General features: G+C 73.0%; 23 protein-coding genes. 18 read left to right on the plus strand and 5 right to left on the minus strand.

Annotated features, from left to right (window positions below; genetic code table 11):
• Position 1 precedes the first annotated feature (1 nt).
• Complete coding sequence (locus ACWGIS_RS04475; protein WP_453360917.1) at positions 2–454, plus strand: heat shock protein transcriptional repressor HspR; 453 nt, start codon at positions 2–4, stop codon at positions 452–454.
• Positions 455–510: 56 nt separating this feature from the next.
• Here ACWGIS_RS04475 and ACWGIS_RS04480 read toward each other — a convergent pair whose 3' ends face one another.
• Entirely contained in the window at positions 511–1,068 is a 558-nt protein-coding gene (locus ACWGIS_RS04480) for a hypothetical protein (RefSeq protein WP_453360918.1), read from the minus strand.
• 336 nt (positions 1,069–1,404) lie between these two features.
• On the opposite strand from ACWGIS_RS04480, the gene ACWGIS_RS04485 reads away from it, so the two are divergent.
• Together ACWGIS_RS04485 and ACWGIS_RS04490 are read left to right on the plus strand one after the other, a co-directional pair.
• Positions 1,405–2,511, plus strand: coding sequence for a sugar ABC transporter substrate-binding protein (locus ACWGIS_RS04485; RefSeq protein ID WP_453361090.1), 1,107 nt, complete (start codon positions 1,405–1,407; stop codon positions 2,509–2,511).
• A 533-nt stretch (positions 2,512–3,044) separates the two neighbouring features.
• Positions 3,045–4,088: a LuxR C-terminal-related transcriptional regulator gene (locus ACWGIS_RS04490; protein ID WP_453360919.1), complete on the plus strand. Its 1,044-nt coding sequence runs from the start codon at positions 3,045–3,047 to the stop codon at positions 4,086–4,088.
• A 92-nt stretch (positions 4,089–4,180) separates the two neighbouring features.
• On the opposite strand, the gene ACWGIS_RS04495 is transcribed toward ACWGIS_RS04490, so the two are convergent.
• Positions 4,181–5,164, minus strand: coding sequence for a helix-turn-helix transcriptional regulator (locus ACWGIS_RS04495; protein WP_453360920.1), 984 nt, complete (start codon positions 5,162–5,164; stop codon positions 4,181–4,183).
• Positions 5,165–5,412: 248 nt separating this feature from the next.
• Here ACWGIS_RS04495 and ACWGIS_RS04500 point away from each other — a divergent pair, with 248 nt between their 5' ends.
• Complete coding sequence (locus ACWGIS_RS04500) at positions 5,413–5,541, plus strand: hypothetical protein (RefSeq protein ID WP_453360921.1); 129 nt, start codon at positions 5,413–5,415, stop codon at positions 5,539–5,541.
• Entirely contained in the window at positions 5,538–5,873 is a 336-nt protein-coding gene (locus ACWGIS_RS04505; RefSeq protein ID WP_453360922.1) for a hypothetical protein, read from the plus strand. Before ACWGIS_RS04500 ends, ACWGIS_RS04505 begins: the two co-directional genes overlap by 4 nt.
• A gap of 157 nt (positions 5,874–6,030) precedes the next feature.
• Here the strand turns inward: ACWGIS_RS04505 and ACWGIS_RS04510 are convergent, their stop codons facing one another.
• Positions 6,031–6,444: a pyridoxamine 5'-phosphate oxidase family protein gene (locus tag ACWGIS_RS04510; RefSeq protein ID WP_453360923.1), complete on the minus strand. Its 414-nt coding sequence runs from the start codon at positions 6,442–6,444 to the stop codon at positions 6,031–6,033.
• Positions 6,445–6,560: 116 nt separating this feature from the next.
• Here ACWGIS_RS04510 and clpB point away from each other — a divergent pair, with 116 nt between their 5' ends.
• Complete coding sequence (clpB, locus tag ACWGIS_RS04515; RefSeq protein ID WP_453360924.1) at positions 6,561–9,173, plus strand: ATP-dependent chaperone ClpB; 2,613 nt, start codon at positions 6,561–6,563, stop codon at positions 9,171–9,173.
• A gap of 240 nt (positions 9,174–9,413) precedes the next feature.
• Positions 9,414–9,944 (plus strand): YbjN domain-containing protein, encoded by a 531-nt coding sequence (locus tag ACWGIS_RS04520; protein WP_355789325.1) that lies wholly within the window; start codon positions 9,414–9,416, stop codon positions 9,942–9,944.
• A gap of 13 nt (positions 9,945–9,957) precedes the next feature.
• Here the strand turns inward: ACWGIS_RS04520 and ACWGIS_RS04525 are convergent, their stop codons facing one another.
• Together ACWGIS_RS04525 and ACWGIS_RS04530 are read right to left on the minus strand one after the other, a co-directional pair.
• On the minus strand, positions 9,958–11,160 hold the full coding sequence (locus ACWGIS_RS04525; RefSeq protein WP_453360925.1) for a hypothetical protein: 1,203 nt from the start codon (positions 11,158–11,160) through the stop codon (positions 9,958–9,960).
• Between the two features lie 280 nt (positions 11,161–11,440).
• Positions 11,441–12,634, minus strand: a complete 1,194-nt coding sequence (locus tag ACWGIS_RS04530) for a pyridoxal phosphate-dependent aminotransferase (protein WP_453360926.1) — start codon at positions 12,632–12,634, stop codon at positions 11,441–11,443.
• Between the two features lie 310 nt (positions 12,635–12,944).
• On the opposite strand from ACWGIS_RS04530, the gene ACWGIS_RS04535 reads away from it, so the two are divergent.
• The 11 genes from ACWGIS_RS04535 (at position 12,945) to kynU (ending at position 25,151) form a co-directional block, all read left to right on the plus strand.
• Positions 12,945–13,481, plus strand: a complete 537-nt coding sequence (locus ACWGIS_RS04535; protein WP_453360927.1) for a hypothetical protein — start codon at positions 12,945–12,947, stop codon at positions 13,479–13,481.
• A gap of 991 nt (positions 13,482–14,472) precedes the next feature.
• A complete protein-coding gene (locus ACWGIS_RS04540; protein WP_453360928.1) occupies positions 14,473–15,003 on the plus strand; it encodes a DUF2617 family protein in 531 nt (176 codons plus the stop codon).
• A 145-nt stretch (positions 15,004–15,148) separates the two neighbouring features.
• Entirely contained in the window at positions 15,149–16,828 is a 1,680-nt protein-coding gene (locus ACWGIS_RS04545; protein ID WP_453360929.1) for a polyamine aminopropyltransferase, read from the plus strand.
• Positions 16,829–16,907: 79 nt separating this feature from the next.
• Positions 16,908–17,873, plus strand: a complete 966-nt coding sequence (locus ACWGIS_RS04550; protein WP_453360930.1) for an SRPBCC domain-containing protein — start codon at positions 16,908–16,910, stop codon at positions 17,871–17,873.
• A 110-nt stretch (positions 17,874–17,983) separates the two neighbouring features.
• Entirely contained in the window at positions 17,984–18,775 is a 792-nt protein-coding gene (locus tag ACWGIS_RS04555; RefSeq protein WP_453360931.1) for an aldose epimerase family protein, read from the plus strand.
• Between the two features lie 43 nt (positions 18,776–18,818).
• Positions 18,819–19,367: an orotate phosphoribosyltransferase gene (pyrE, locus tag ACWGIS_RS04560; protein ID WP_453360932.1), complete on the plus strand. Its 549-nt coding sequence runs from the start codon at positions 18,819–18,821 to the stop codon at positions 19,365–19,367.
• A gap of 155 nt (positions 19,368–19,522) precedes the next feature.
• A complete protein-coding gene (fbaA, locus tag ACWGIS_RS04565; RefSeq protein ID WP_453360933.1) occupies positions 19,523–20,545 on the plus strand; it encodes a class II fructose-bisphosphate aldolase in 1,023 nt (340 codons plus the stop codon).
• 94 nt (positions 20,546–20,639) lie between these two features.
• Positions 20,640–22,139: an MFS transporter gene (locus ACWGIS_RS04570; RefSeq protein ID WP_453360934.1), complete on the plus strand. Its 1,500-nt coding sequence runs from the start codon at positions 20,640–20,642 to the stop codon at positions 22,137–22,139.
• 413 nt (positions 22,140–22,552) lie between these two features.
• Positions 22,553–22,966 (plus strand): DUF3151 domain-containing protein, encoded by a 414-nt coding sequence (locus ACWGIS_RS04575; protein ID WP_453360935.1) that lies wholly within the window; start codon positions 22,553–22,555, stop codon positions 22,964–22,966.
• A 153-nt stretch (positions 22,967–23,119) separates the two neighbouring features.
• Positions 23,120–23,974 carry a tryptophan 2,3-dioxygenase family protein gene (locus ACWGIS_RS04580; RefSeq protein WP_453360936.1) on the plus strand — a complete coding sequence of 285 codons (855 nt, stop codon included), beginning with the start codon at positions 23,120–23,122 and terminating at the stop codon, positions 23,972–23,974.
• Complete coding sequence (gene kynU / locus ACWGIS_RS04585) at positions 23,967–25,151, plus strand: kynureninase (protein WP_453360937.1); 1,185 nt, start codon at positions 23,967–23,969, stop codon at positions 25,149–25,151. The genes ACWGIS_RS04580 and kynU overlap by 8 nt, the downstream gene beginning before the upstream one ends.
• Positions 25,152–25,177: the final 26 nt, after the last annotated feature.

Here is a 25,177-nt window from a genome sequence, read left to right on the forward strand (position 1 = left end):
CATGGACGGAATCGGCCGTCGACGCAACCCGTACGAACTGACCGAGGAGACGCCGGTCTACGTCATCTCGGTGGCGGCCCAGCTCTCCGGTCTGCACCCGCAGACCCTGCGTCAGTACGACCGCCTCGGCCTGGTCTCCCCGGACCGCACGGCCGGGCGGGGCCGGCGCTACTCGGCCCGCGACATCGAACTGCTGCGTACGGTGCAGCAGTTGTCGCAGGACGAGGGCATCAACCTCGCGGGCATCAAGCGCATCATCGAGCTGGAGAACCAGGTCGCCGCGCTCCAGTCCCGGGTCGCGGAGATGGAGGCGGCCCTCGACGGAGCCGCGGCCGCGATGCAGCAGCGCGAGGCCGCCGTCCACGCCTCGTACCGCCGGGACCTGGTGCCGTACCAGGACGTCCAGCAGACGAGCGCGCTGGTGGTCTGGCGGCCGAAGCGGTCGTCCGAGTAGCCGTCGCGGGCGTCGCTCACACGTGAAGGGGCCGGGAGGGAGACCTCCCGGCCCCTTCACGCGTCCACGGACCCCTCGGTGGCCGGGGGGAGTTCACCGTCCCCGCCGTCGTCCGGCGGGGCGGCGCAGGCGGGGTCGGCGCACCGCACCTCGGCCGGCTCGGGGAACGCCCGCAGGGACGCCGCTCCGCAGCGCGGGCAGCGGCCCGGCAGCCGTACCGACGGCTCGGGGTCGCCCAGCGCCCGGGCGCAGCGCGCCGCCATCCGCCGGGCCTCCTCCCCGACGTGCGCGGCGAGCAGCGGGTCGCCGCCGATGCGTTCCAGGAGCCCCGCGACGCGGCGCAGCCGCACGGGCACCGGCGCGGGTGCGACGGGCCGCAGCCCGAGCCGCTCGCGGACCGCCTCCTCCAGCTCGGCCACGCCGTCCGTGATGTCGCGCACGGCGTCCGCGAGGTGCAGCCGCACCGGGTGGGCGGGTCCGCCGTCCGGGGCGCCCACGGGGCCGTCCCCGAGTTCCTGCCGGGCCCCGTGGGCCAGTGCCTCGACGAGATCGGGGAAGCGGCGGATGAGCGAGCCGATCCACACCGCGCTCCCCGTCGCCCGTGCGCCGCTCACCGACGGCCTCCCTCCACCCGCTACGGGAACAGGTGTTCGATAACAGGGGTGAGGGACCAGGCTCGCACGGGGAGGCGTTGTACGCAAGTGACTACCGTCCGTGACAGATGGGGCCGCCGCCGGGGTCGCACGAACATTCCACGAGGTGGAGAGGGTGCAACGTTCGCGCACGTCCGGCGAGTTGGTACTTTCACAAGCCGAACACGGAAGTCCGTTGCCATCTCGTTAAGTGGTTACTCCTTGACGCTGCGGTGATCGGCGCGTTGGCTTTCAGCCACCTGGTCGCAAAGCTGCGCCCTCGTCCGGAAGGCACATGAAGTGAACACCCGATTCCGTATGCGTCGTACTGCCATAGCCTTGGGCGCATTTGCCATGGCTGCCCCGCTCGCCGCCTGTGGCGTGGTCGACGGCATCGGGGGCGACGGCAGTTCCGCGAGCCCCAAGAAGGGCGACGACATCACGGTCGGCCTGCTCCTTCCGGAGAAGGAGAACTCCCGGTACGAGAAGTTCGACTACCCCATCATCGAGAAGAAGGTCGCCGACCTCACCAATGACAAGGGGCGCGTCGAGTACGCCAACGCCGAGCAGGACGCGGCGCGGCAGAGCGCGCAGCTCGAACAGATGGTGGCCGACAAGGTGGACGTCGTCCTGCTGGACGCGGTCGACGCCAAGACCATCGCGGGCGCCGTGCGCAAGGCCAAGGAGGCGGGCATCCCCGTCATCGCGTACGACCGCCTGGCACAGGGGCCGATCGACGCGTACATCTCGTTCGACAACGAACTCGTCGGGCAGGTGCAGGGCAGGGCCCTCGTGGAGGCGCTCGGCCCCGGCTCGGACAACCGCAAGATCGTCATGATGAACGGCTCGGAAACCGACCCGAACGCCGCGCAGTTCAAGGCGGGCGCCCTCTCCGAGCTCCAGGGCAAGGTGGACATCGCCGAGCGCTTCGACACCAAGGACTGGAAGCCGGAGAACGCCAAGGTCAACATGGAGAAGGCGATCACGGCCATCGGCCTGGACAACATCGCCGGCGTCTACTCCGCCAACGACGGCATGGCGGGCGCGATCATCTCCGCCCTCAAGGAGACCGGCGCCACCAAGCTCCCGCCGGTCACCGGCCAGGACGCCGAACTGGACGCCGTGCAGCGCATCGTGTCGGGCGACCAGTTCATGAGCGTCTACAAGTCGTACGCGCAGGAGGCCAACGCCGCCGCGCAGATGGCGGTGGCGAAGGTCCAGGGCCGCTCGATCGAGTTCGACGCCCTCACCCGCGACAAGGTCAGCAGCCCCACGAAGAAGAACATCCCGGCGCAGCTCGTCCCCGTGGTCGCGCTGACCAAGAAGAACATCGACGAGACCGTCGTGCAGGAGGGCTTCTACACCGTGAAGCAGATCTGCACCGCGAAGTTCAAGGCGGACTGCGCGGCCATCGGCCTCAACTAGCCCTCCGAAGCGGGGTCGCAGAGGTCGCGGCCCCCCGGCGACGACCGCCCGCCCGCCCGTACCGCCCGCTCGCGGACACCGCGCGCGGGCGGTCCCGCGTTCACGGCGGCTGACGTGTGCCCCCGTTCCCCGGGCGTCGCGTGCCCGCCTCCCCGGGTCCGCCCCGTCCGGCGACCGCTCCGACAGCAGCATTCCGGCCAGTCGCGAGCCGCCTCCGTATTCCTCCCCGCGCACGTGAGACCTCGGACACCGGGACATACGCCGCTTCCGCCGGGCCCGTTCGCCTCTTCCGCCAAGCCGGAGACGCGATGTGTGCCCGCGGTCGCGTACGAACCCCGCACCGACAGCTTGTTGCAAGCGGCCGTTGCGGAGGTGGGGACATGTCCTGGCTTGTCGGGGCGATCGGGGGCGGGCGCGGGAAGGAGGCGTGTTGCGATGGCGGACCGGGCCGCGCATAGTGTCGCTGCGGAAGACGCCGAGGCGTTGCATCGCGCAAGACGCTGGAGCCAGGAGTTTGGAGCCAGGGGTGGGAGATGGCGGGGCTCGGGACGGACACGCATCCGCACGGTGCTGACCGGCTGTGCGAGGCCGGGGACCGCGTGTATTCCCGCGCCGTACGGCGTGGCCGGGTGCTGCGCTCGGACGCCGACGCGGTGCCCTGCCTGCTCGAACTGGCGCTCCTGCACCCGGATCCCGACGACATGGGCTGGCTCGTGCCGACCTCTCCGCAGGAGGTCATGACCCGGCTGCTGCGCGGCGTGTACGAGGAGATCACCGCCAGCCAGACGCGGGTGGGCGACGCGGTGGCCGCCTTCGAGTGGTACGCGGGGCTCGGCGGGCGCGTCCGGGCGCCGGCCGAGGGCGCCGCGATCCGCGTGCTCGACGGGCTGCCCCGGATCCGGGCCGCGATGGACGAGGCGACCGAGGCGTGTCGTACCGAGGTGCTGACGGTGCAGCCGGGCGGCATCCGCCGCGAGGACGAGCTGTCGGAGGGGCTGCACCGGGCGCTGGGACTGCGCAGGCGCGGGGTCCGGATGCGCGACCTGTACACCCATGTGGCGCGGCACGGCCAGGGCCTGCACACGTACATGGAGCTGATGGGGGAGGCCGCCGAGGCCCGTACGCTCGACGAGGTCGTGGAGCGGCTGATCGTCTTCGACCGCAAGGTGGCGTTCATCCCCGCCAACACGGACCGCACGATCGCCCTGGAGCTGCGCCACCCGGCGCTGGTGGACTACCTGGTCACGGTCTTCGAGCGGCTGTGGCGGCTGGGCATCCCGCTCGCCGCGCCGCTGCCCTCGACGGGCATCGAGGGGATCACGCACCGGGAGCGGTCGATCGCGGCGCTGCTCGCGGAGGGCCACCAGGACGCCGTGGTGGCCGAGCGGCTCGGGATCAGCGTCCGCACCTGCCGCGCGCACATCGCCCGGCTCTCCGAGACGCTGGGCGCGGCCAGCCGTACGCAGCTGGGAGTGCGGATCGCCCAGGCGGGCCTGGACGGGCCGCCCAGAGCCTCGGACGCCGCCGAACTGCTGCCGGTCAGCGTCCCGGGCCAGGACGCGCCCACGAGCCGCTGAGGGCGCCCCCGGGCCCCTCGCGCGGGGACGGGACGGCGGTACGGCTCCGGGTCGTCGGCGGCGCGGCCGGCCGGCGGGCCGGTCCCGCGCCGTCAGTGTTCGGGGTCGAGGATGCCGGACTGCGCTATCAGGAACCCGAGTTGGGCGCGGCTGCCGCTGCCGAGCGCGGCGGCGAGCTTGGCGATGTGGGCGCGGCAGGTGCGCACGTTCATGCCCAGGCGCCGGGCGATCGCCTCGTCGACGTGGCCCTCCACGAGCAGTTTGGCGATGGAGCGCTGGACGCCGGTGATGCCGTCCGTGGGAGGCGCGTAGGGAGCCTCTTCGAGCAGCGGGACCCCGCGGGCCCAGAGCTGCTCGAACACCTTCGCCAGGTACTCCACGAGGCCGGGGTGGCGCAGTTCGAGGGCCATCTGGCCGTCGCCGCGCGCCGGGATGAAGGCCACCGTGCGGTCGAAGATCATCAACCGCTCGATGAGCTCTTCGAGGGTCCGGATCTCGACGTTGCCCTTGGTCATGTGCTCCGCGTAGGCCAGCGTGCCCTGGCTGTGCCGCGCGGTGTGCTGGTAGAGCGTGCGCATGGTGATGCCGCGGGCGATGACCGCGCGCCCGCGCTCCAGGGCCTCGATGAGAGAGTGTTCGCTGCGCCCGCCGCCCGGCTGGACGGTCAGGATCTCCGAGTGGCACTCCGTCATCGCCAGTTCGATCGCGGAGTTGATCCGGTTGATGCCTTCCAGCACCGTGATGGCGTGCGTGGTCGGCGGATCCTGGGCGGTGATGGCCATGAATGGCTCGAAGGAGTCGGTCAACTCCACAGCCAGGCTTCTACGCTCCTGGATCTCCCGCTCTATCGGGTGCAGGCGCTGCGCGAGCGCGGCCGCCGGCGGCACCGGCCGGAGCCACAGGGGGTCGTCCGGGTCGGGGTGCAGCAGCGCGAACTCCATCAGGCAGGGAGCGGGTCCGACCTCCTTGCGGGCGATGCGCCCGGAGCGCAGCGCGGAGGCGTAAAGACGCCTGCCTTCGTCGCACAGTTCAGTCTCGGCATGAGGATGTGTCCGATGTGAGTTCTTTGTAGGCAAAGCTCCACCCCCCAGGGTCCTGAACGTGCAGGAACATGATGCATCGACCCTGTGGTGTTTGCCTGACTGAATGAGCCATCGTCTTGGAGGACGGCGGGGGAGAGTTATCCAAGGAAGTGAGGACGAAGCCGACTATGTGCAAGAGAATGGTTCGCTCGGTGCTCGCTGTCGCCTTCTCCGCTGGGATGGTCTTCAGTGCCGCAAGCGCCCTGGACCTCTCCTGGAGCAGTGAGCCTGCCGATGCACACGTGTCCAGCACGACCGACGCCGTGCCCGGCGACCTCTCCTGGAGCATCGCCCCGCCGGACCTCTCCTGGAGCCGCGTGCAGGGCGACCTCTCGTGGAGCGTCGGTTCCCCCAAGGACGTGGCGGCATGACCATCCCGCCCGACGACCGCTCCTTCCGCCGGGAGATGGCGACCGCCTACCGGTCCGGCTGGCACTTCATCGACCTGGCCACCGCCATCCCCCACAGCGGTGACTCGTTGATGGTGACGGTCTTCGGGGAGCCGGTGGTCGTCACCCGGGACGACGACGACGACGTCCGGGCGTACCGGTGTCTGCGGCGGCCTCGGGGGGCGCCGCAGCCGGTACGGTGCGCCATCCGGTACGGCATGATCTTCGTGAACCTGGACCAGCGTGACCATCAGCTGGTCGAGCCGGAAGCCCCGGACGTACGGACCATCTCAGCCACCCCCCGCAGTGCCTGACGCGATTCCCCCGTCGTTGTAGATCGCGCAGGTACTTCCCCCCCGCAGCGGCGTCACCGTGACCTGAACACGGTGACGCCGCTGCAGTTTGCGGCGGAACATCCCGGTACGCCCCGGTCCCGGAGAGGCCGGGCGACCCCACGTGCGCTCCCGGCGGTCAGCCGCGGCCCATCGCCGAGGTCAGCCGGATCTCGATGACCACCCGGGCGGGGTTGGGCGAGGGCACCCGGCCGTACCGCTCCGCGTAGCGCCGCTCCGCCTCCGCGACCCGCTCCGGCTCCCGGCTCACGACCGCGAGCCCTTCGAGGGTCGCCCACCGCCGCCGGTCCACCTGGCACACCGCCACCCGGGCACCGCCGGGCCCCGCGGCCAGGATGTTGGCCACCTTCGTGCTGGACCCGTTGGTGATCACCCGGGCCAGCCCCTCCTCCGGCGCGTAGGTCACCCCGACGGGCACCACGTGCGGGGAGCCGTCGGGGCGGGGGGTGGTCAGGGTGCAGAGGTGGTGCTCGCGCCAGAAGCTGAGGTATGCGGGGTCGGGATCGCGTGGATCCACGGGGTATGCGGCCATGGCGGGAACTTAACCGTTTCTCGTCCCGCCTCACTCCTTGAGTGGAATAGACTCAACTTTGTGTACGTTGCTGGAGTCAGGCTGAGTACGACTGACGCAAGGAGGAGACAGCGACCGTGGACGCCGAGCTGACCAACAGGAGCCGGGACGCGATCAACGCGGCCAGCAGCCGGGCCGTGTCCGAGGGGCACCCGGACCTCACCCCCGCCCACCTGCTGCTCGCTCTGCTGGCGGGGCAGGACAACGAGAACATCACCGACCTGCTCGCCGCCGTCGAGGCCGACCAGGCCGCCGTGCGCACCGGCACGGAGCAGGTCCTGGCCGCGCTGCCCCGCGTGACCGGCTCCACCGTCGCGCCCCCGCAGCCCAGCCGCGAGCTGCTCGCCGTGATCGCCGACGCCACGGAGCGGGCCAAGGAGCTCGACGACGAGTACCTGTCCACCGAGCACCTGCTCATCGGCATCGCCGCGAAGGGCGGCCGCACCGCGGACGTACTGTCCTCACAGGGGGCCGGTGCGAAGAAGCTGCTGGACGCGTTCCAGAAGACCAGGGGAGGGCGCAGGGTGACGACTGCGGATCCCGAGGGCCAGTACAAGGCACTCGAGAAGTTCGGTACCGACTTCACCGCCGCCGCGCGGGAGGGCAAGCTCGACCCCGTCATCGGGCGGGACCAGGAGATCCGCCGGGTGGTCCAGGTGCTGTCCCGGCGCACCAAGAACAACCCCGTCCTCATCGGCGAGCCCGGCGTCGGCAAGACCGCCGTCGTGGAGGGCCTCGCCCAGCGGATCGTCAAGGGCGACGTGCCCGAGTCCCTCAAGAACAAGCGGCTCGTCGCGCTCGACCTCGGCGCCATGGTCGCCGGCGCGAAGTACCGCGGCGAGTTCGAGGAGCGCCTGAAGACCGTCCTGGCCGAGATCAAGGACTCCGACGGCCAGATCATCACCTTCATCGACGAGCTGCACACCGTCGTCGGCGCGGGCGCCGGCGGCGACTCCGCCATGGACGCGGGCAACATGCTGAAGCCCATGCTCGCGCGCGGCGAACTGCGGATGGTCGGCGCGACGACGCTCGACGAGTACCGCGAGCGGATCGAGAAGGACCCCGCCCTGGAGCGGCGCTTCCAGCAGGTGCTGGTCGCCGAGCCGACCGTCGAGGACACCATCGCGATCCTGCGCGGGCTCAAGGGCCGCTACGAGGCGCACCACAAGGTGCAGATCGCCGACAGCGCCCTGGTGGCCGCCGCGGCCCTGTCCGACCGGTACATCACCTCCCGCTTCCTGCCCGACAAGGCCATCGACCTGGTCGACGAGGCCGCGTCCCGGCTGCGCATGGAGATCGACTCGTCCCCGGTCGAGATCGACGAACTCCAGCGCTCCGTCGACCGGTTGAAGATGGAGGAGCTGGCGATCGGCAAGGAGACCGACGCCGCGAGCCGGGAGCGCCTGGAGAAGCTGCGCCGCGACCTCGCCGACCGCGAGGAGGAGCTGCGCGGCCTCACCGCCCGCTGGGAGAAGGAGAAGCAGTCCCTCAACCGCGTCGGTGAACTGAAGGAGAAGCTCGACGAGCTGCGCGGCCAGGCCGAACGGGCCCAGCGCGACGGCGACTTCGACACCGCCTCGAAGCTGCTCTACGGCGAGATCCCGGACCTGGAGCGGGACCTGGAGGCCGCCTCCGAGGAAGAGGAGGAGGCCGCCGGCACCGACACCATGGTCAAGGAGGAGGTCGGCGCGGACGACATCGCCGACGTCGTCGGTGCCTGGACCGGCATCCCCGCGGGCCGGCTCCTGGAGGGCGAGACCCAGAAACTCCTGCGCATGGAGGACGAGCTGGGCCGCCGCCTCATCGGACAGACCGAGGCCGTCCGCTCGGTGTCCGACGCCGTGCGCCGCACCCGCGCCGGGATCGCCGACCCCGACCGGCCCACCGGCTCCTTCCTCTTCCTCGGCCCGACCGGCGTCGGCAAGACCGAACTGGCCAAGGCGCTCGCCGACTTCCTCTTCGACGACGAGCGGGCCATGGTCCGCATCGACATGAGCGAGTACGGCGAGAAGCACAGCGTCGCCCGCCTGGTGGGCGCCCCGCCCGGCTACGTCGGGTACGAGGAGGGCGGCCAGCTGACGGAGGCCGTGCGCCGGCGCCCGTACAGCGTGGTCCTGCTCGACGAGGTCGAGAAGGCGCACCCCGAGGTCTTCGACGTGCTGCTCCAGGTGCTGGACGACGGCCGCCTGACGGACGGTCAGGGACGCACGGTCGACTTCCGCAACACCATCCTGGTGCTCACCTCGAACCTGGGCAGCCAGTTCCTGGTCGACCCGCTCAGCACCGAGGAGGAGAAGAAGGAGCAGGTCCTGGAGGTCGTACGCGCCTCCTTCAAGCCGGAGTTCCTGAACCGGCTCGACGACCTGGTCGTCTTCTCGGCGCTGTCCAAGGAGGAGCTGGAGCGCATCGCCCGGCTCCAGATCGACCGGCTCGCCCGGCGTCTCGCCGACCGCAGGCTCGCCCTGGAGGTCACCGAGGCGGCGCTGGCCTGGCTCGCCGACAAGGGCAACGACCCGGCCTACGGTGCCCGGCCGCTGCGCCGCCTCATCCAGACGGCGATCGGCGACCGGCTCGCCAAGGAGATCCTCGCGGGCGAGGTCAAGGACGGCGACACGGTCCGCGTCGACGCCTTCGGCGACGGCCTGATCGTGGGCCCGGCGACGGACCGCGCGACCGGCAAGACCCTGTAGTTCTCCGTAGTTCCCCGCAGCCGTCGGGGTACCCGGCGGGGGAGCCCCGGTGCGGGGGTCCCCTCCCGGGACCTCGTGCGCACGCCGTAGCCGCCCGGCCACGGCGCGGCGCGCCCGGCCCGCCCGTCGGCGGAGATCGGCCGGATCGAGTCAGCCCCCGGCGGACAGGCCCGCCAGGGGTTGCCACTCCCCGCCCCGCATGGGGGAGGATGGCGTAATCCGTACGAAGGGAAATACACGGTGAGCATCGACCCGTCCTCGATTCCGAATTTCGGGGGCCAGCCCGAGCCGCAGCCCGGCGGACCGGCGGGCCCCGTCGTCCCGGATCAGGACCTCGTGAAGCAGCTCCTCGACCAGATGGAGCTCAAGCACCTCGTCGACGAAGAGGGAGACCTCGTCGCGCCGTGGGAGCAGTTCCGTACGTACTTCATGTTCCGCGGTGAGGGTGACCAGCAGGTCTTCTCGGTCCGGACGTTCTACGACCGGCCGCACCAGATCGACGAGAAGCCCGCGCTGCTGGAGTCCATCGACGACTGGAACCGTCGCACCCTGTGGCCGAAGGTCTACAGCCACACGCACGACGACGGCACCGTCCGGCTCATCGGCGAGGCGCAGATGCTGATCGGCACCGGCGTCAGCCTGGAGCACTTCGTCTCGTCGACGGTCAGCTGGGTGCGGGCCGCCATCGAGTTCGACAAGTGGCTCGTCGAGCAGCTCGGCCTGGAGCAGGAAGTCAACGAGGCGGACAAGCCCGGGGACGACGAGGAGTAGTCCCGGCCCCCACTCACAGGGGCGTATGGGCGACCACCACCAGATACGCCCCGTAGGCGAAGGAGAGCCCGGCGAGGGCACCGACCACCAGCGTCGCGTGCCACGGCCGGGCTCTTGCCGTCCGCACCAGCGCGCCCGCCAGCGGCAGCAGCAGCGGGAACGCGGGCAGCAGGAAGCGCGGCTTGCACTCGAAGAAGCCCGAGCCGCCCAGCGCGATCAGCAGCAGCACGCCGCTGTGCACGAGCAGCGGCAGCGGGGCGCGGTCCAGGGCCAGCAGCGCGAACAGCAGCATGCCCGCCGCCACGATCACCATGGTCATCGGGAAGACGAAGCGGTCACCGTGCAGCAGCAGGTGCTTCACGAAGCCCAGGGAGCCGCGGCCGAAGTCGAAGCGCGATCCCCACAGGCGCTGCACCGCGAAATAGCCGCCGAGCGGGTCGCCCCGGCGCACGCCGACCCACAGGACGTAGCCGCCCCACCCCAGCGGTGCGAGCGCCGCGCCCGTCCACAGCCTGTGGGAAACCTTCCGGCCGCGCGCCTTCACGATCTCGTGCGCCGCCGCCGCGAGGACCGCCGCGGCCACGGCGACCCCGTTGGGCCGGGCCAGCCCCGCCAGCGCCGCGAGCGTCCCCGCCCACAGCCACCGCCCGGTCAGCACCGCGTACAGCGACCAGGCGGCGAAGGCCGTCAGCACCGGCTCCGTGTACGCCATCGACAGCACCACCGAGTGCGGCAGCAGCCCCCAGAGCAGGACCAGCACGGTGGCGACGGCGGGACCGCGCAGCCGCGCCCCCACGAGGTAGATCCCGTACGCGGCGGCGGCGGCGGCCGTCCAGGCGACCAGCAGGGCCGCCGCGCCGCCGCCCAGCGGGGTCAGGGCGGTGACGCAGCGGATCAGCGCCGGATACAGCGGGAAGAAAGCCAGGTCGCTGCGGACGACCTCGGGACCGGCCTGCATGCTGCGGCCGTACCCGTGCGCCGCGATGCCCAGGTACCAGACCGAGTCCCACGAACGGCCGAGCAGGGCCAGCGGCTGTCTTCCCTGCGCCCAGGCGGCCACGGCGACCACGAGGACGCCCGTGAGGCGGGCGGCGGCGAACAGTCCGAGCGCCGTGGCCGCCGTAACGGGCGGCCGACGGCGGACGGGGACCGGGCGGCCGCGGTCCCCGGCGCCGGACTGCCTGGCGGGGGCGGGAATGGTACTCGCGTGGGTCACACCGGCACTGTGCGTCCCTCACGGGGCATTTGCGAGCATTACAGCGCCGTGCGGGTACGGGTCGCGCCGGTCCGGCGCGCCGTCCGCGACAGCGGCCCCCACGGTGCTAGGAACGCCCCTTCCCGGCGCGGCCAGGAGCCGCGGAACGCCGCCCGCGACCGGCGGCGCCATGGAGCACCTCGGTCCGCTTGCAGAACGCGCGCCTCCGGCGCGAAAGTGCGGGCGGGCGGGCGAGGCGTGGCAGGCGGCCGGGGGGACGCGTCCGTCCCACAGGGCGCGGTCAGCCCGCGAACGCCTCGCGGAGCCGTTCCGCCGCGTCGGTCAGCACCTCGGTCCGCTTGCAGAACGCGAACCGTACGAACGGGGCGCCCTCCTCGCGGTGGTCGTAGAAGACCGCGTTCGGGACGGCGACGACACCGGCGCGCTCCGGCAGCGAGCGGCAGAAGGCGAAGCCGTCCGACTCGCCGAGGGGCCGGATGTCGGTGGTGACGAAGTACGTGCCCGCCGGCCGGAACACCCCGAAGCCCGCCTCCTCCAGCCCCGCGGCCAGCAGGTCCCGCTTGGCCCGCATGTCCGCGCGGAAGGCGTCGAAGTACGCGTCCGGCAGCGCGAGCGCCTCGGCGACGGCGTACTGGAACGGCCCCGAGGCCACATACGTCAGGTACTGCTTCGCCGAGCGCACCGCGGTGACCAGGGCGGGCGGCGCCGTCACCCAGCCGACCTTCCAGCCGGTGAACGAGAACGTCTTGCCCGCGCTGCCGATGCTCACCGTCCGCTCGCGCATCCCGGGGAACGACGCCGGCGGCAGGTGCTCGGCGCCGTCGAACACGAGGTGCTCGTACACCTCGTCCGTGACCACGATCAGATCCCGCTCCACGGCGAGCCGCGCGATCTCGGTGAGCTCCTCGCGGGTCAGCACGGTGCCGGTCGGGTTGTGCGGTGTGTTGATCAGCAGCAGCCGGGTCCGGTCGGTGACCGCGTCCCGCAGCTCGTCGAGATCCAGCCGGAAGGCTCCCTCGTGCGGGCGCAGCGTCACCGGCACCCGGGTGCCGCCGGCCATCGCGATGCAGGCCGCGTACGAGTCGTAGTACGGCTCGAACGCGATCACCTCGTCGCCCGGCTCCAGCAGCGCCAGCAGGGTCGCGGCGATCGCCTCGGTCGCGCCGGCCGTGACCAGCACCTCGGTGTCCGGGTCGTACGACAGCCCGTAGCGCCGCCGCTGGTGCTCGGTGACCGCCCTCCGCAGCTCGGGCACCCCGGGCCCCGGCGGGTACTGGTTCCCGCGCCCCGCCCTGAGCGCCCGCACGGCGGCCTCCCGGATCTCCTCAGGACCGTCCGTGTCGGGGAAACCCTGGCCGAGGTTGATCGCGCCGGTGCTCAGGGCGAGGGCCGACATCTCCGCGAAGATCGTCGTACCGAACTCGGCGAGCCGGCGGTTCAGAAGAGGGCGTGCGCTGGAGGTCATGCCGGTCATCCTGCGCCGAAGCTCCGGAGTTCCTCAACACCTTCGCGGGTGAGCGCGTCCTCGTCGACGGGGGCCCGCTGTCGATCTCGGTCCGAACGCGGAAGAAGCCAAGCGGTGTTCGACCGGAGTCCTGGCGTCGGCGCCTCGGGCAGAATTCGAGCCCGCCAGGCATCCGAGTGCTTCCTTTCGGAGAGCTGCGTAGAGTTCCTGCGGTCGTCGAGGGGAGAAGGCGTTGGACGCGGTCGAGTTCCCTCTCAGCGCCCGGGTGCGCGGGGCCCGGCGGTGGCTCGTGGTCACGAGCGCTGCGGGTGCCGTATGCGTGGGAGCCGCCGCGGTGTCCGTGGTCGCCGACGCCTCCGGCTGGATGGCGGTGCCGCGGACGGTCCGGGCGGGTTCGGTGCTGGTGACGCTGTTCCTGCTGCCCGTCGTCTGGGTGGGAGTGCACGCGGTGTGGGCGCTGCGGGGCCGGGCGGAGCTGTTCCGCGCGGCCGGAGCGCACCCGCGGCGGCGTCCCACCGACCGTCAGCTGGCCGACCATCTGCGCGACGAGCACCCGCTCACGCCGCTGTGGTGGATGGTTTGCGTCCTCAGCGGCATCGGCGCGCTCTGCCTCGGAGTCGCGCTTCCGTTCGCCCTGGCGGACGGCGCCGTACTCGCCGGTGCGCTGCTCGGGACCGGGCTCGCCGTGTCCCTGGCCGCCCTCGCCTCGGCGGTGTCCGGTGTCCGCCGCGCCGCCCGCCAGGGCTCGGAGGACCGGAAGCGGCGTGCCGAGCTGTGGTCCCTGCCCTCCGCCGTCGAACGCCGGCTCGCGAACTCCCTCCTCGGCGCCGGCGACGGGGGACACCTCGGAGCCTGAACGACAAGCACGGCCCCCGGACGGCCCATTGACCCACGGACGGCCCCTGACCTGCCCTTCTGTGCGGGTCAGGGGCCGTTGCCCGGAGAGAAGCCTCTGAAGTTGCTCAACTCTGCTTTCGCGCGCGTGGCGTGAGGGCATCCCCCTCCCACGCAGGAAGCACCACCGGGGAGTACCACCGGAGAACCGCCCCGCGGGAACACGGGGGCGCACGGTACGCACCAACGGACAAGGGGCCCACGGGGGGCCGCTTCGGGGGAAGTGGAAGGAGGGTGGCGCCATGCTCGCAGGCATCATCCTGGCTGTCGGTCTGGTCGCCCTGGTCGGGCTGTTCAAGGCCGCCGGACGCGGACGCGGGAAGACCGCGCACCTGTCGAAGGGCCGGACCTCGCGCTCGCGCCGCGCGAGGGGGGAAGGAAGCTGGTGGGCCGGGGGCGGCGCGGCCCAGTCGTGCGGATCGTCCAGCGGGGGCGGCCACCACGGCCACTCCTGCGGCGGAGGCTCGTCGTGCAGCAGCGGCTCGTCCTGCGGAGGCGGGTCGTCGTGCGGCGGCGGAGGCGGATGCGGCGGAGGCAGCTGACACGGGGCAGCTGAGCTCCTTCGGGGGAAGCGCGTCCGCACACCGGAGTGCCCGTCGGGGGAGTGCCCCGACGGGCACTCCGGCGTTCCCGCCCGGCCCGCTCCCGTGCCTTCGGCTGCCGGGCGGGCCCGGGTCGGCGGCCCTGACGGAACGGCGGGTTCCGGGTGCGGCTTCGGTGCTCCGGGCGTACGCCGTGGTTGAACAGTTGAGCTGTGGAGCCCTCGGGGGGATGGAAACCCTACGAAGTTGGGTAAAAACGCTGTGGTGTCGCCACAGTTCATGATTCCCTCTACATCACCAACGCGGCCCTCGGACGTGTCCCTCCTGACCGGACTGACCTGGCCGATCCCCCGGTACCGACGGGGTGCGCCGGACCCCCCACCTCCCTTTGCGCCATAGCGGAGCCGACCCATGCTCACGACCCTGAACACCTCGTACACCGACACGCGTGCGGCCGACCTCGCCTGGACCCTGGGCCGCGAGCCGCTCCCGGCGCTCGCCACCCTCGACCTCGAACTGACGGGCGCCAAACTGCAGTTGCGGCTGCTCGGAGCCTCCCACCAGGTGCTTCTGGAGGAGGACGGGGGCAGTTGTTCGGAGACCGTCGCGTGCATCGCCGGCAGCAGCACCCCGCTGCCGCTCGGCGTCGCGAAGCGGATCGGCGACTGGGAGTACGAGTTCGCGGCCCGCGTCGAGACGCTGTCGCACGGCTCCTTCGCGGGCCGCGCCCAGGAGTTGCTGGCCCTCGTCGCCGACCATCCCCACGGTCTCGCGGGCGTCTTTCCCGGCAGCCCGCACGCCTTCACCGCGATGCTCGCCCAGCGCCACGAGGGCCAAGTGCACTGGCGCACCTGGCACGCCTATCCGCAGGACGGTCAACTCGTCGCCACCCGGACGAGAGTGGGTGTACGAGTCCCGTCCCTGAGTACGTCCGCCGTCTGACCGGCCGGACCTCCGCCGCCCGTCCGGGCCCGCGGGGCACGGCCGTCGCGTACCCCGGCCCCCGGCACGCGGTGTCGCACAGGCGGCCACGTTCCACACGTGTGGGTGACGAGGCGTGCCGCCGCCGTGACGTAGCGTTCGCAGCGTGATCGATCCGCACGCGCCCTCCCCCACACGCGGCTTCACGCGGTCACGGGGAGCCCCGACACCCGGCGCGCCGCCGCCGGTCGGTGAGCGGGGCCCGGCGCGCCTGCCCGTAGGGCCCGGCACCGGACGGTTCTTCGTCCTCGCCTGCGTCTTCGTCTGCGCCGCCTGCGGACTCGTGTACGAACTCGAACTCGTCGCCCTCGCCTCGTACCTGATCGGCGACTCCGTCACCCAGGCCTCCGTCGTGCTCTCCGTGATGGTCTTCGCGATGGGCATCGGCTCCCTCGCCGCCAAACGGCTGCGCTGCCGCGCCGCGGCCGGCTTCGGCGCCGTCGAGGCCGCCCTCGCCCTGGTCGGCGGGTGCAGCGCGATGGCCCTGTACGCGATGTTCGCCTGGACCGGGGACTGGGGCGGCGCCTGGGCGAGCGGATCACGCTGCCTCCTGGTGGCGTTCTCCCTGGCCATCGGCCTCCTCATCGGCGCCGAGGTCCCCCTCCTCATGGAGCTGATCCAGCGCATCCGGCGCCAGGACGCGGGCGGCGCCGTCGCGGACCTGTTCGCCGCGGACTACGTCGGCGCGCTCGTCGGCGGCCTCGCCTTCCCCTTCCTGCTGCTGCCGCTGCTCGGCCAGCTCACCGGCGCCCTGCTCACCGGCGCGGTCAACGTGGTCGCCGGCGGCACGCTCGTCCTCGGCCTGTTCCGGCACGACCTGACCCGGCGCGCCCGCTGGCTGCTGGTCACCGCCAACGTCCTCGTCCTCGGGCTGCTCGCCACGGCCGCCCTCCTCGTCGACGACTTCGAACGTGCCGCACGCCACGCCGTCTACGGCGCTGACGTGCGCGTCGCCCTGCAGACCGGCGTCCAGGAGGTCGTCCTGACCGGCGGCACCCACGGCCGTCCCCTCGACCTCTACCTCGACGGACGCCTGCGGGTCAGCGGACGCGACGAGCACCTGTACCACGAGGCGCTCGTCCACCCCGCGCTGAACGGGCCGCGGGCGCGCGTCCTCGTCCTGGGCGGCGGCGACGGGCTCGCCACCCGCGAGGTGCTGCGCCACTCCGGGGTGCGCCGCGTCGACGTGGTCGAGCTCGACGCCGGAGTCGTGCGCCTGGCCCGCCGGGACCCCGCCCTGTCCGCGCTCAACGGGCACGCCTTCGACGACCCGCGGGTCCACGTCACCGTCGGCGACGCCTTCGACCGGCTGCGCCGCGACCGGGGCACGTACGACGTGGTGATCTCGGACCTGCCGGACCCCGGCATCACCCCGAGCACCAAGCTCTACTCGCAGGAGTTCTACGGCCTCGCCCGGCAGGCCCTGGCCCCCGGCGGCCGGCTCGCCGTGCACGCGGGACCCGTCCTCTCCCGGCCCCGCGTCTTCTGGACCGTCGACGCCACGGTGCGGGCCGCCGGGCTGCGCACCGCGCCGTACTGCGCCGGAGGGCGCGACTCCGGGTTCGCGGCCGGCCCCGACCGGACGACCGGCGCCTCCCGCGCCCCGCGCGACTGGGGGTTCGTCCTCGCCGCCCGCAGCCGCCCGCCGCTTCGCGTGGACCCGCGCGAACCCCCGCCGCACGGCCTCACCGGCGCGGCGCTCGCCGCCGACGCGCGCGCCGCGGCCGCCACCCGCGTCACCGGCCTGCCGCCGTCCACGCTGATCCACCCGCGGTACGCCGACTGAGTCCCCGGGCGCACGGACACCGGGAGAATCCCGTGATGCAGGGGTGCGCTTCGAGCCATGCTGGGTAGGCTCGGCTGACATGGACCATGAGGTGTTCGTTCCGGTTCCGGCCGAACGGCTGAGGGAGGCGCTCGCCGACCCCGCGCGGGTCGCCCGGGCGGTCCCCGGGCTCCAGCAGGACGCGGGGACGGCGCCCGTCTCCGGGCGGCTGAAGGTGCGCGTCGGGAGCCACAGCATCACGTACCGCGGGGCGCTGCGGGTCGCCGCCCGGGACGACGGTTCGTACGCCGTCGAGGGCGACGCGACCGAGTCCCGCGGCAGCGGCTCCGTCAAGCTCGCCCTCACCCTGCGGCTCACCGCCGCGGACGGCGGGACGGCGGTCGCCTTCGGCGGCGGCGCCACCGCGGACGGGCGCGTCGAGGAACTCCCCGCCGACGCGGTGGCCTCGGCGGCGACCCGGCTGCTGGACCGGTTCGCGGAGAACCTGGCGGCGGGAACCGCCCGGACCGCGGAGCCGGCCGCCGAGGGTGCCGGTGAGCCGGCGTCCCCGGGCGACGGCTCCTTCACGGAGGCGGACGGCACGGCCGCCGGCACCGGCGAGCACGCCGCGCCCGCCGTACCCACGCCCGCCGCGTCCGCCGAGGGTCTGTCCGCCGCCGAGGACGACGACGCCGACGCCGCCGACGACATCGGCGACGCGGCCGGACCCGTCCCGCCCTCCGTCTTCGACACCGACGTGCCGCCGCCCTCCCTCGACCCCCTCGCCGAGGAGGAGCTCGACGCCGAGCAGGCGGAACGGGAGTTCGTGGCCGAGGGACTGGACGCGCCCGGCGAACCGGCCGCCGAGGCGGCGCACGCCCGCCGGACGATGATCGGGCGGAGCGCGGAGGAGGTCGACCACGCACCGCCGCGCGGACGGTACGCGCCGGTGCCCGCGCCCGAGTCCGGCGCGGCCGGCGCCACCCTGCGCTGGGCGGCGCCCGCCGCGGCCCTCGCGCTGGCCTCGGCCGTCGTCGTCGGACGGGCGCTGCGCCGACGCCGGTGAGGTGACCCGGCGGGCCGGGCGGTCCGGGGCCCCGCCCGGCGAAGGACGCGCTCCGGCCTCCGGTACCGGACGGGCTGAGCGGCACACCGCCGGGCCAGTAGGGTCATCACGTGAGTAACGAAGACATCACGCTGACCGCGGGCGACGCGGAGGTGACCGTACAGCCGGGAAACGGCGGGCGGGTGGGCGGACTGCGCATCGGCGGCGTCGAACTGCTGCGGCAGGGACCGAAGTTCGGCTGCTTCCCGATGGTGCCCTGGTGCGGGCGCGTCCGTGACGGACGCTTCCGCGACGGCGGCGTCCTGCGGCAGCTGCCCCTCAACTCCCCGCCGCACGCCATCCACGGCACCGTCCGGGACGGCGCCTGGCGCACCGCGCGGGCCGGCGACGGCGAGGCCGTCATCACGTACGACCTCGTCGACCCCTGGCCCCACCCCGGGCGCGTCACGCAGATCGTCACCCTGACCGAGGACAGCCTCACGCTCGCCATGGCCGTGGAGGCGCACGAGTCCTCCTTCCCGGCGCAGATCGGCTGGCACCCCTGGTTCAACCGGAACCTCGGCAGCGGCGAGGACGCCCGGCTGGACTTCGCGCCCGCCTGGCAGGAGGAGCGCGGCGACGACCACCTGCCCACCGGACGGCGCACCGAGCCGAGGCCCGGCCCCTGGGACGACTGCTTCGGGATGCCCGACGGCGTCGACGTCACGGTCACCTGGCCGGGACACCTGGAGCTGAAGGTCACCAGCCCCGAGCAGTGGGTCGTCGTGTACGACGAGCAGGAGGCCGCCGTCTGCGTGGAACCGCAGACCGGACCGCCGGACGGGCTCAACTCCCAGCCCAGGCTGGTCACCCCGATCGAACCCCTCGAAGCCGCCACCACCTGGACCTGGCGACGCCTCTGAGGCGGGGCGGGCCGGGCCCGGCGGCGCCTCTAAGCTGGCTCGCATGAGTGACGTACGCGGCGCGCTGCTGCAGCAGATCAAGGACAAGGCCGTGGTGCACGGCAAGGTGACCCTCTCCTCGGGGCTGGAGGCCGACTACTACGTCGACCTGCGCCGCATCACCCTCGACGGGGAGGCCGCCCCGCTGGTCGGCCAGGTGCTCCTGGACCTCACCGCGGAGCTCGACTTCGACGCGGTGGGCGGCCTCACCATGGGCGCCGACCCCGTCGCCGCGTCCATGCTGCACGCGGCCGCCGCGCGCGGCCGGCGGCTCGACGCCTTCGTGGTGCGCAAGGCCGCCAAGGCGCACGGTCTCCAGCGCCGGGTCGAGGGCCCGGAGATCAGGGGCCGCCGGGTCCTCGTCGTCGAGGACACCTCCACCACCGGCGGCTCCCCGCTCACCGCCGTCGAGGCGGTCCGCGAGGCGGGCGCCGAGGTCGTCGGCGTCGCCACCATCGTCGACCGGGCGACGGGCGCCGCCGAGAAGATCCAGGAGGGTGCCGGGGTGCCGTACCTGTTCGCCTTCGACAAGGACGAGCTGGGCCTCGACTGAGCGCCGTCCACCCGGGCCCGGCCCGGTTGTCCACGGGCCGGACGCCATGGGTGGACCATCGGGCCGAGTCTGGAAAGATGGGGCCGACGATGACGTCGCCCCCCTAGGTCAGGGTCCCAAGCACCACGCCACCCGCACATACAAGGAGCGGACAGATGCCCATCGCAACCCCCGAGGTCTACAACGAGATGCTCGACCGGGCGAAGGCAGGCAAGTTCGCCTACCCGGCCATCAACGTGACCTCGACCCAGACCCTGCACGCTGCGCTGCGCGGCTTCGCGGAGGCCGAGAGCGACGGCATCATCCAAATGTCCACCGGCGGCGCCGAGTTCCTGGGCGGCCAGTACAGCAAGGACATGGTCACCGGTGCCGTGGCGCTGGCCGAGTTCGCCCACATCGTCGCCGAGAAGTACCCGGTGACGGTCGCGCTGCACACCGACCACTGCCCCAAGGACAAGCTCGACGGGTACGTACGCCCGCTGCTGGCGGTCTCCGAGGAGCGCGTCAAGGCCGGCCGCAACCCGCTGTTCCAGTCCCACATGTGGGACGGCTCGGCGGAGACCCTCGCCGACAACCTGGCCATCGGCCAGGAGCTGCTGGAGCGCGCCCGCGCCGCGAAGATCATCCTTGAGGTCGAGATCACCCCGACCGGCGGCGAGGAGGACGGCGTCTCGCACGAGATCAACGACTCGCTGTACACGACGGTCGACGACGCCATCCGTACGGCCGAGGCCCTGGGCCTGGGCGAGAAGGGCCGCTACCTGCTGGCCGCCTCCTTCGGCAACGTGCACGGCGTGTACAAGCCGGGCAACGTCGTCCTGCGTCCGGAGCTGCTGAAGGAGCTGAACGAGGGCGTCGCCGCCAAGTACGGCAAGCCCTCCCCGTTCGACTTCGTCTTCCACGGCGGCTCGGGCTCATCGGCCGAGGAGATCGCCACGGCCCTGGAGAACGGCGTCGTGAAGATGAACCTCGACACCGACACGCAGTACGCGTTCACCCGCCCGGTCGCGGACCACATGCTCCGCAACTACGACGGTGTCCTGAAGGTCGACGGCGAGGTCGGCGACAAGAAGACGTACGACCCCCGCACCTGGGGCAAGCTCGCCGAGGCCTCCATGGCCCAGCGGGTCACCGAGGCGTGCGCCAACCTCCGCTCCACCGGCACGAAGATCAAGTAGTCCCGGCCTTCCGAGGGCCCGCCCCCCCGAGGGGCGGGCCCTTCGCCGTCCCCAAGCCTGGCCGTGCGGCGCCCGGCGCGGGATGATCGGCTGCATGGCTGCCCCGCCGCAGGAGACCCCGGCCGTCAGGATCACCTCGCCCCAGGGGAAGTGGATCCTGCTGGCCACGGTGCTGGGCTCCGGCATGGCCCTGCTGGACTCGACCGTCGTCAACGTCGCCCTGCCCCGCGTGGGCCGCGACCTGGACGCCGACCTCGCCGCGCTCCAGTGGACGGTCAACGCCTACCTGCTCACCCTGGCGGGCCTGATCCTGCTCGGCGGGGCCCTGGGCGATCACTTCGGGCGGCGCAGGATCTTCGTCATCGGGGTGGTGTGGTTCGCGGCGGCCTCGCTGCTGTGCGGCCTGTCGCCGAACGCGGCCGTCCTCGTCGCGGCGCGCGCCCTGCAGGGGGTCGGCGGGGCGCTGCTCACCCCCGGCTCGCTCGCGCTGATCCAGGCGTCCTTCCACCCGGACGACCGGGCGAGGGCGGTGGGGCTCTGGTCCGGCCTCGGCGGGGTCGGGGCGGCCGTGGGTCCGTTCCTCGGCGGCTGGCTGGTGGACGGGCCGGGCTGGCGCTGGGTCTTCCTGCTGAACGTGCCGCTGGCCCTGCTGTGCGTGCCCGTCGCGGTACGCCACGTCCCCGAGTCGGCCGACGGGCGCGCCCACGGGCACTTCGACGTGCTCGGCGCGGTGCTGGCCGCCGCGTCGCTGGCCCTGGTGACGTACGCGCTGACGGAGGCCCGCAACGGCACCGCCGTCGTCGTGGTCACGGCGGTCGCCGGGCTCGCCGCCGGGGTGGCGTTCGTGGTGGTGGAGCGGCGGCGGCCCGATCCGATGCTGCCGCTGGAGGTGTTCGCGTCCCGCCAGTTCACGGCGGTCAACCTCGTCACCCTCTGCGTCTACGCGGCCTTCGGCGGCTTCTTCTTCCTGACCGCGCTCCAGCTCCAGGTGGTGGCCGGCTACTCGGCCCTGCAGGCGGGCACGGCCCTGCTGCCGACGACCGTCCTGATGCTGCTGTTCTCGGCCCGCTCCGGTGACCTCGCCCAGCGCATCGGCCCCCGGCTGCCGCTGACGGTGGGGCCGGTGCTGTGCGCGGCCGGGATGCTGCTGATGCTGCGGGTGGGACGGAACACCTCGTACGTGGCGGACGTCCTGCCGGCGGTGCTGGTCATGGGCGCGGGCATGGTGGCCCTGGTCGCGCCGCTCACGGCCACCGTGCTGGCGTCGCTGGACACCGGCCGGGCGGGGCTGGCCAGCGGGATCAACAACGCGGCGGCCCGGGTGGCGGGCCTCGTCGCGGTGGCGGCGCTGCCGCTGCTGGCGGGGATGGGCCCGGAGGCGTACCGGTCGGCGGAGCAGTTCGACGCGGCCTTCCGGCGGGCGATGCCGTGGTGCGCGGGGGTGCTCCTCGTGGGCGCGGTGGTGGCGTTCACGACGGTACGGCGTCCCCGGCCGGACTGCCGGCGCCCCCAGTGCCGCACGCACGGCTGGGTCACAGCACCCCCACTGGAGTCGGCCCGCCCGTCCCCGGACCCCCCGAAACACCGGACCTGACCCGGGCCGACGACGAGGACCACACCGGTACGCGGCGCCTACGGGCATCGCCGACGGAGGGCCGGTCACCCCGTACATCCGGCACCCGCCCACGACCGGAAGCCGCGCGCGGCGCTACCAGCCCGCAGCCGGGCAGCCGCCCCGAGCCCCCGCAGCCCAGCCGCCCACGACCCGCAGCCGCGATCCGGCGGAAGGGGCCGTGCCGGTACATCGGATGGCCGTCGGGTACGGGACGTGAGCAACCGAGGCTGGTGACGAGGGCCGGCGACGACTACCGACGGCCGGATGTACCGGCACGGCCCCGACCCACCCCCCGGCGCCCGGCGCCCACCGACGGCCGGGGGCTCACCGACGGCCGGCGCCCGGCGCCCACCCGTGCCGCGCCCCGCCCCGCATGGCGCAGACTGGAGTCCATGAGCCTTCACGAGAACCTCCTCGGGGGACCGCCCCCGACCGAACTGCCCGACGACCCGGAGCCCCGCGAGCTCCTCGCGAACGGCACACCCCCGGCCGACGTCGCCGCGAAGTACCCCACCTCCTCGCTCGCCTGGGCCCAGCTGGCCGACGACGCCTTCGAGCGCGGCAGCGTCGTCGAGTCGTACGCCTACGCCCGTACGGGCTACCACCGCGGCCTGGACTCCCTGCGCCGCAACGGCTGGAAGGGCCACGGCCCGGTCCCGTGGGAGCACGAGCCGAACCGCGGCTTCCTGCGCGCCCTGCACGCCCTCGCCCGCGCCGCGCAGGCGATCGGCGAGCAGGAGGAGTACGAGCGCTGCAGCCAGTTCCTGAAGGACTCCTCGCCCGCGGCGGCCCAGACCCTGGGCTAGAGCCGAAGCGCGTCGCCCGGCCCGCCTGGTGTGATCAGGCGGGCCTTGCGGTTTCGGGGGACCATTGCGGAGGATGCGCGGTGGGGACCGGGGCCCCCGTGCCGGTAACGGCAGGGGCGGACCGCTACCCGGAGTACGCAACAGGAGACAGCGATGTCCCAACAGGCTCATCAGACTCAGCCCGAAGAGGCTCAGGAGCCCGAGACCCCGCATCTCGACTTCCAGGGGACCACGCCGTACGAGGACTACGTACAGGCGGACGTCCTGACCCACCTGCAGCACACCCTCTCGGACGACCCCGGCGAGATGGTGTTCCTGGTGACGACCCAGGTCATGGAGCTGTGGTTCACGGTCATCGTGCACGAGTGGGAGACCACGGCGCGCGCCCTGCGCGCGGACGACGTGAAGACCGCCGTCGCCGCGCTGAAGCGCTCGGTCCGCGAGCTGGAGGCGCTGAACGCGTCCTGGCGCCCGCTCGGTCAGCTGACCCCGGCGCAGTTCAACTCGTACCGCAGCGCCCTCGGCGAGGGATCCGGCTTCCAGTCCGCGATGTACCGCCGCATGGAGTTCCTGCTCGGCGACAAGTCCGCGTCGATGCTCGTCCCGCACCGCGGCGCGCCGCGCGTGCACGCCGAGCTGGAGAAGGCGCTGCACGAGCCGGGCGTGTACGACGAGGTGCTGCGGCTGCTCGCGCGGCGCGGGTACGCGATCCCTGCGGCGGTGCTGGAGCGCGACGTCGCGAAGAAGTACGAGCCGTCGCCGGAGGTGGAGGCCGTGTGGACGGAGCTCTACGCCGGGGACGAGAGCGGTGAGCTGGCCCGGCTGGGCGAGGCGCTGACCGACGTGGCCGAGCTGGTGTGGCGCTGGCGCAACGACCACCTCGTGGCGACCCGCCGCGCGATGGGCGCCAAGACCGGCACCGGCGGCTCGGCGGGCGTGGCCTGGCTGGAGAAGCGGGCGCAGAAGAACGTGTTCCCCGAGCTGTGGACGGCGAGGTCCCATGTCTGAGGCGCGCGCCAGGGCGAAGGAGCTGGACGCGGCGGACGCGCTCGGCGGACTGCGCGAGCACTTCGTGCTCGACGACACCGTGTACCTGGACGGCAATTCGCTGGGCGCGCTGCCGGTGGCGGTGCCGGGCCGGGTGGACGACGTGGTCCGCAGGCAGTGGGGCGAACTGCGCATCCGGTCCTGGGAGGAGAGCGGCTGGTGGACCGCGCCCGAGCGGATCGGCGACCGCATCGCCCCGCTGGTGGGGGCCGCACCGGGCCAGATCGTCGTCGGCGACTCGACCAGCGTCAACGTGTTCAAGGCGGTGGTCGGCGCGGTCCGCCTCGCGGGAGAGGGGCGCGACGAGATCGTCGTCGACGCCACGACGTTCCCGACGGACGGGTACATCGCGGCGTCGGCGGCGCGGATGACCGGGTGCACGCTGCGCGCGGTCGCCCCCGGCGAGGTGACCGGGGCGCTGGGCCCGCGGACGGCGGCGGCACTGCTGAACCACGTCGACTACCGCACGGGCCGGCTGTACGACCTGCCCGGGCTGACGGCGGCCGTGCACGAGGCCGGGGCCTACGCGGTCTGGGACCTGTGCCACAGCGCGGGCGCCCTGCCGGTCGGACTGGACGAGCACGGCGTCGACCTGGCCGTGGGCTGCACGTACAAGTACCTGAACGGGGGACCGGGTTCACCGGCGTACCTCTATGTGCGCTCGGACCTCCAGGACCGTTTCGACTCGCCGCTGCCCGGCTGGAACTCGCACGCCGAACCGTTCGGCATGCGGGGGGAGTTCGAGCCCGCGCCGGGTGCGCTGCGCGGCCGGGTCGGCACGCCGGACATCCTCTCCATGCTGGCGCTGGAGGCGGCCCTGGAGGTGTGGGACGGCGTCGGCGTCGAGGAGGTGCGGGCCAAGTCGCTGGCACTGACGGACTTCTTCCTGGAGTGCGTCGCGGCGTACGTGCCCGAGGGCCGCGTCGAGTCCATGACCCCGGAGGCGCACGGGGAGCGGGGCAGCCAGGTGGCGCTGCGCTGCGCGGACGCCGGTGAGGTGATGAGGCGGCTCATCGGGCGCGGAGTGGTGGGCGACTTCCGGCACCCGGACGTACTCCGCTTCGGGTTCACCCCGCTGTACGTCGGCTTCGCGGACGTGGAACGGGCGGTACGGGTCCTCGCGGAGGTGCTGGAGTAGCACTCCGGCTACGGCGCGGGCGGGGG

Source organism: Streptomyces sp. NPDC054842, from assembly GCF_053611025.1.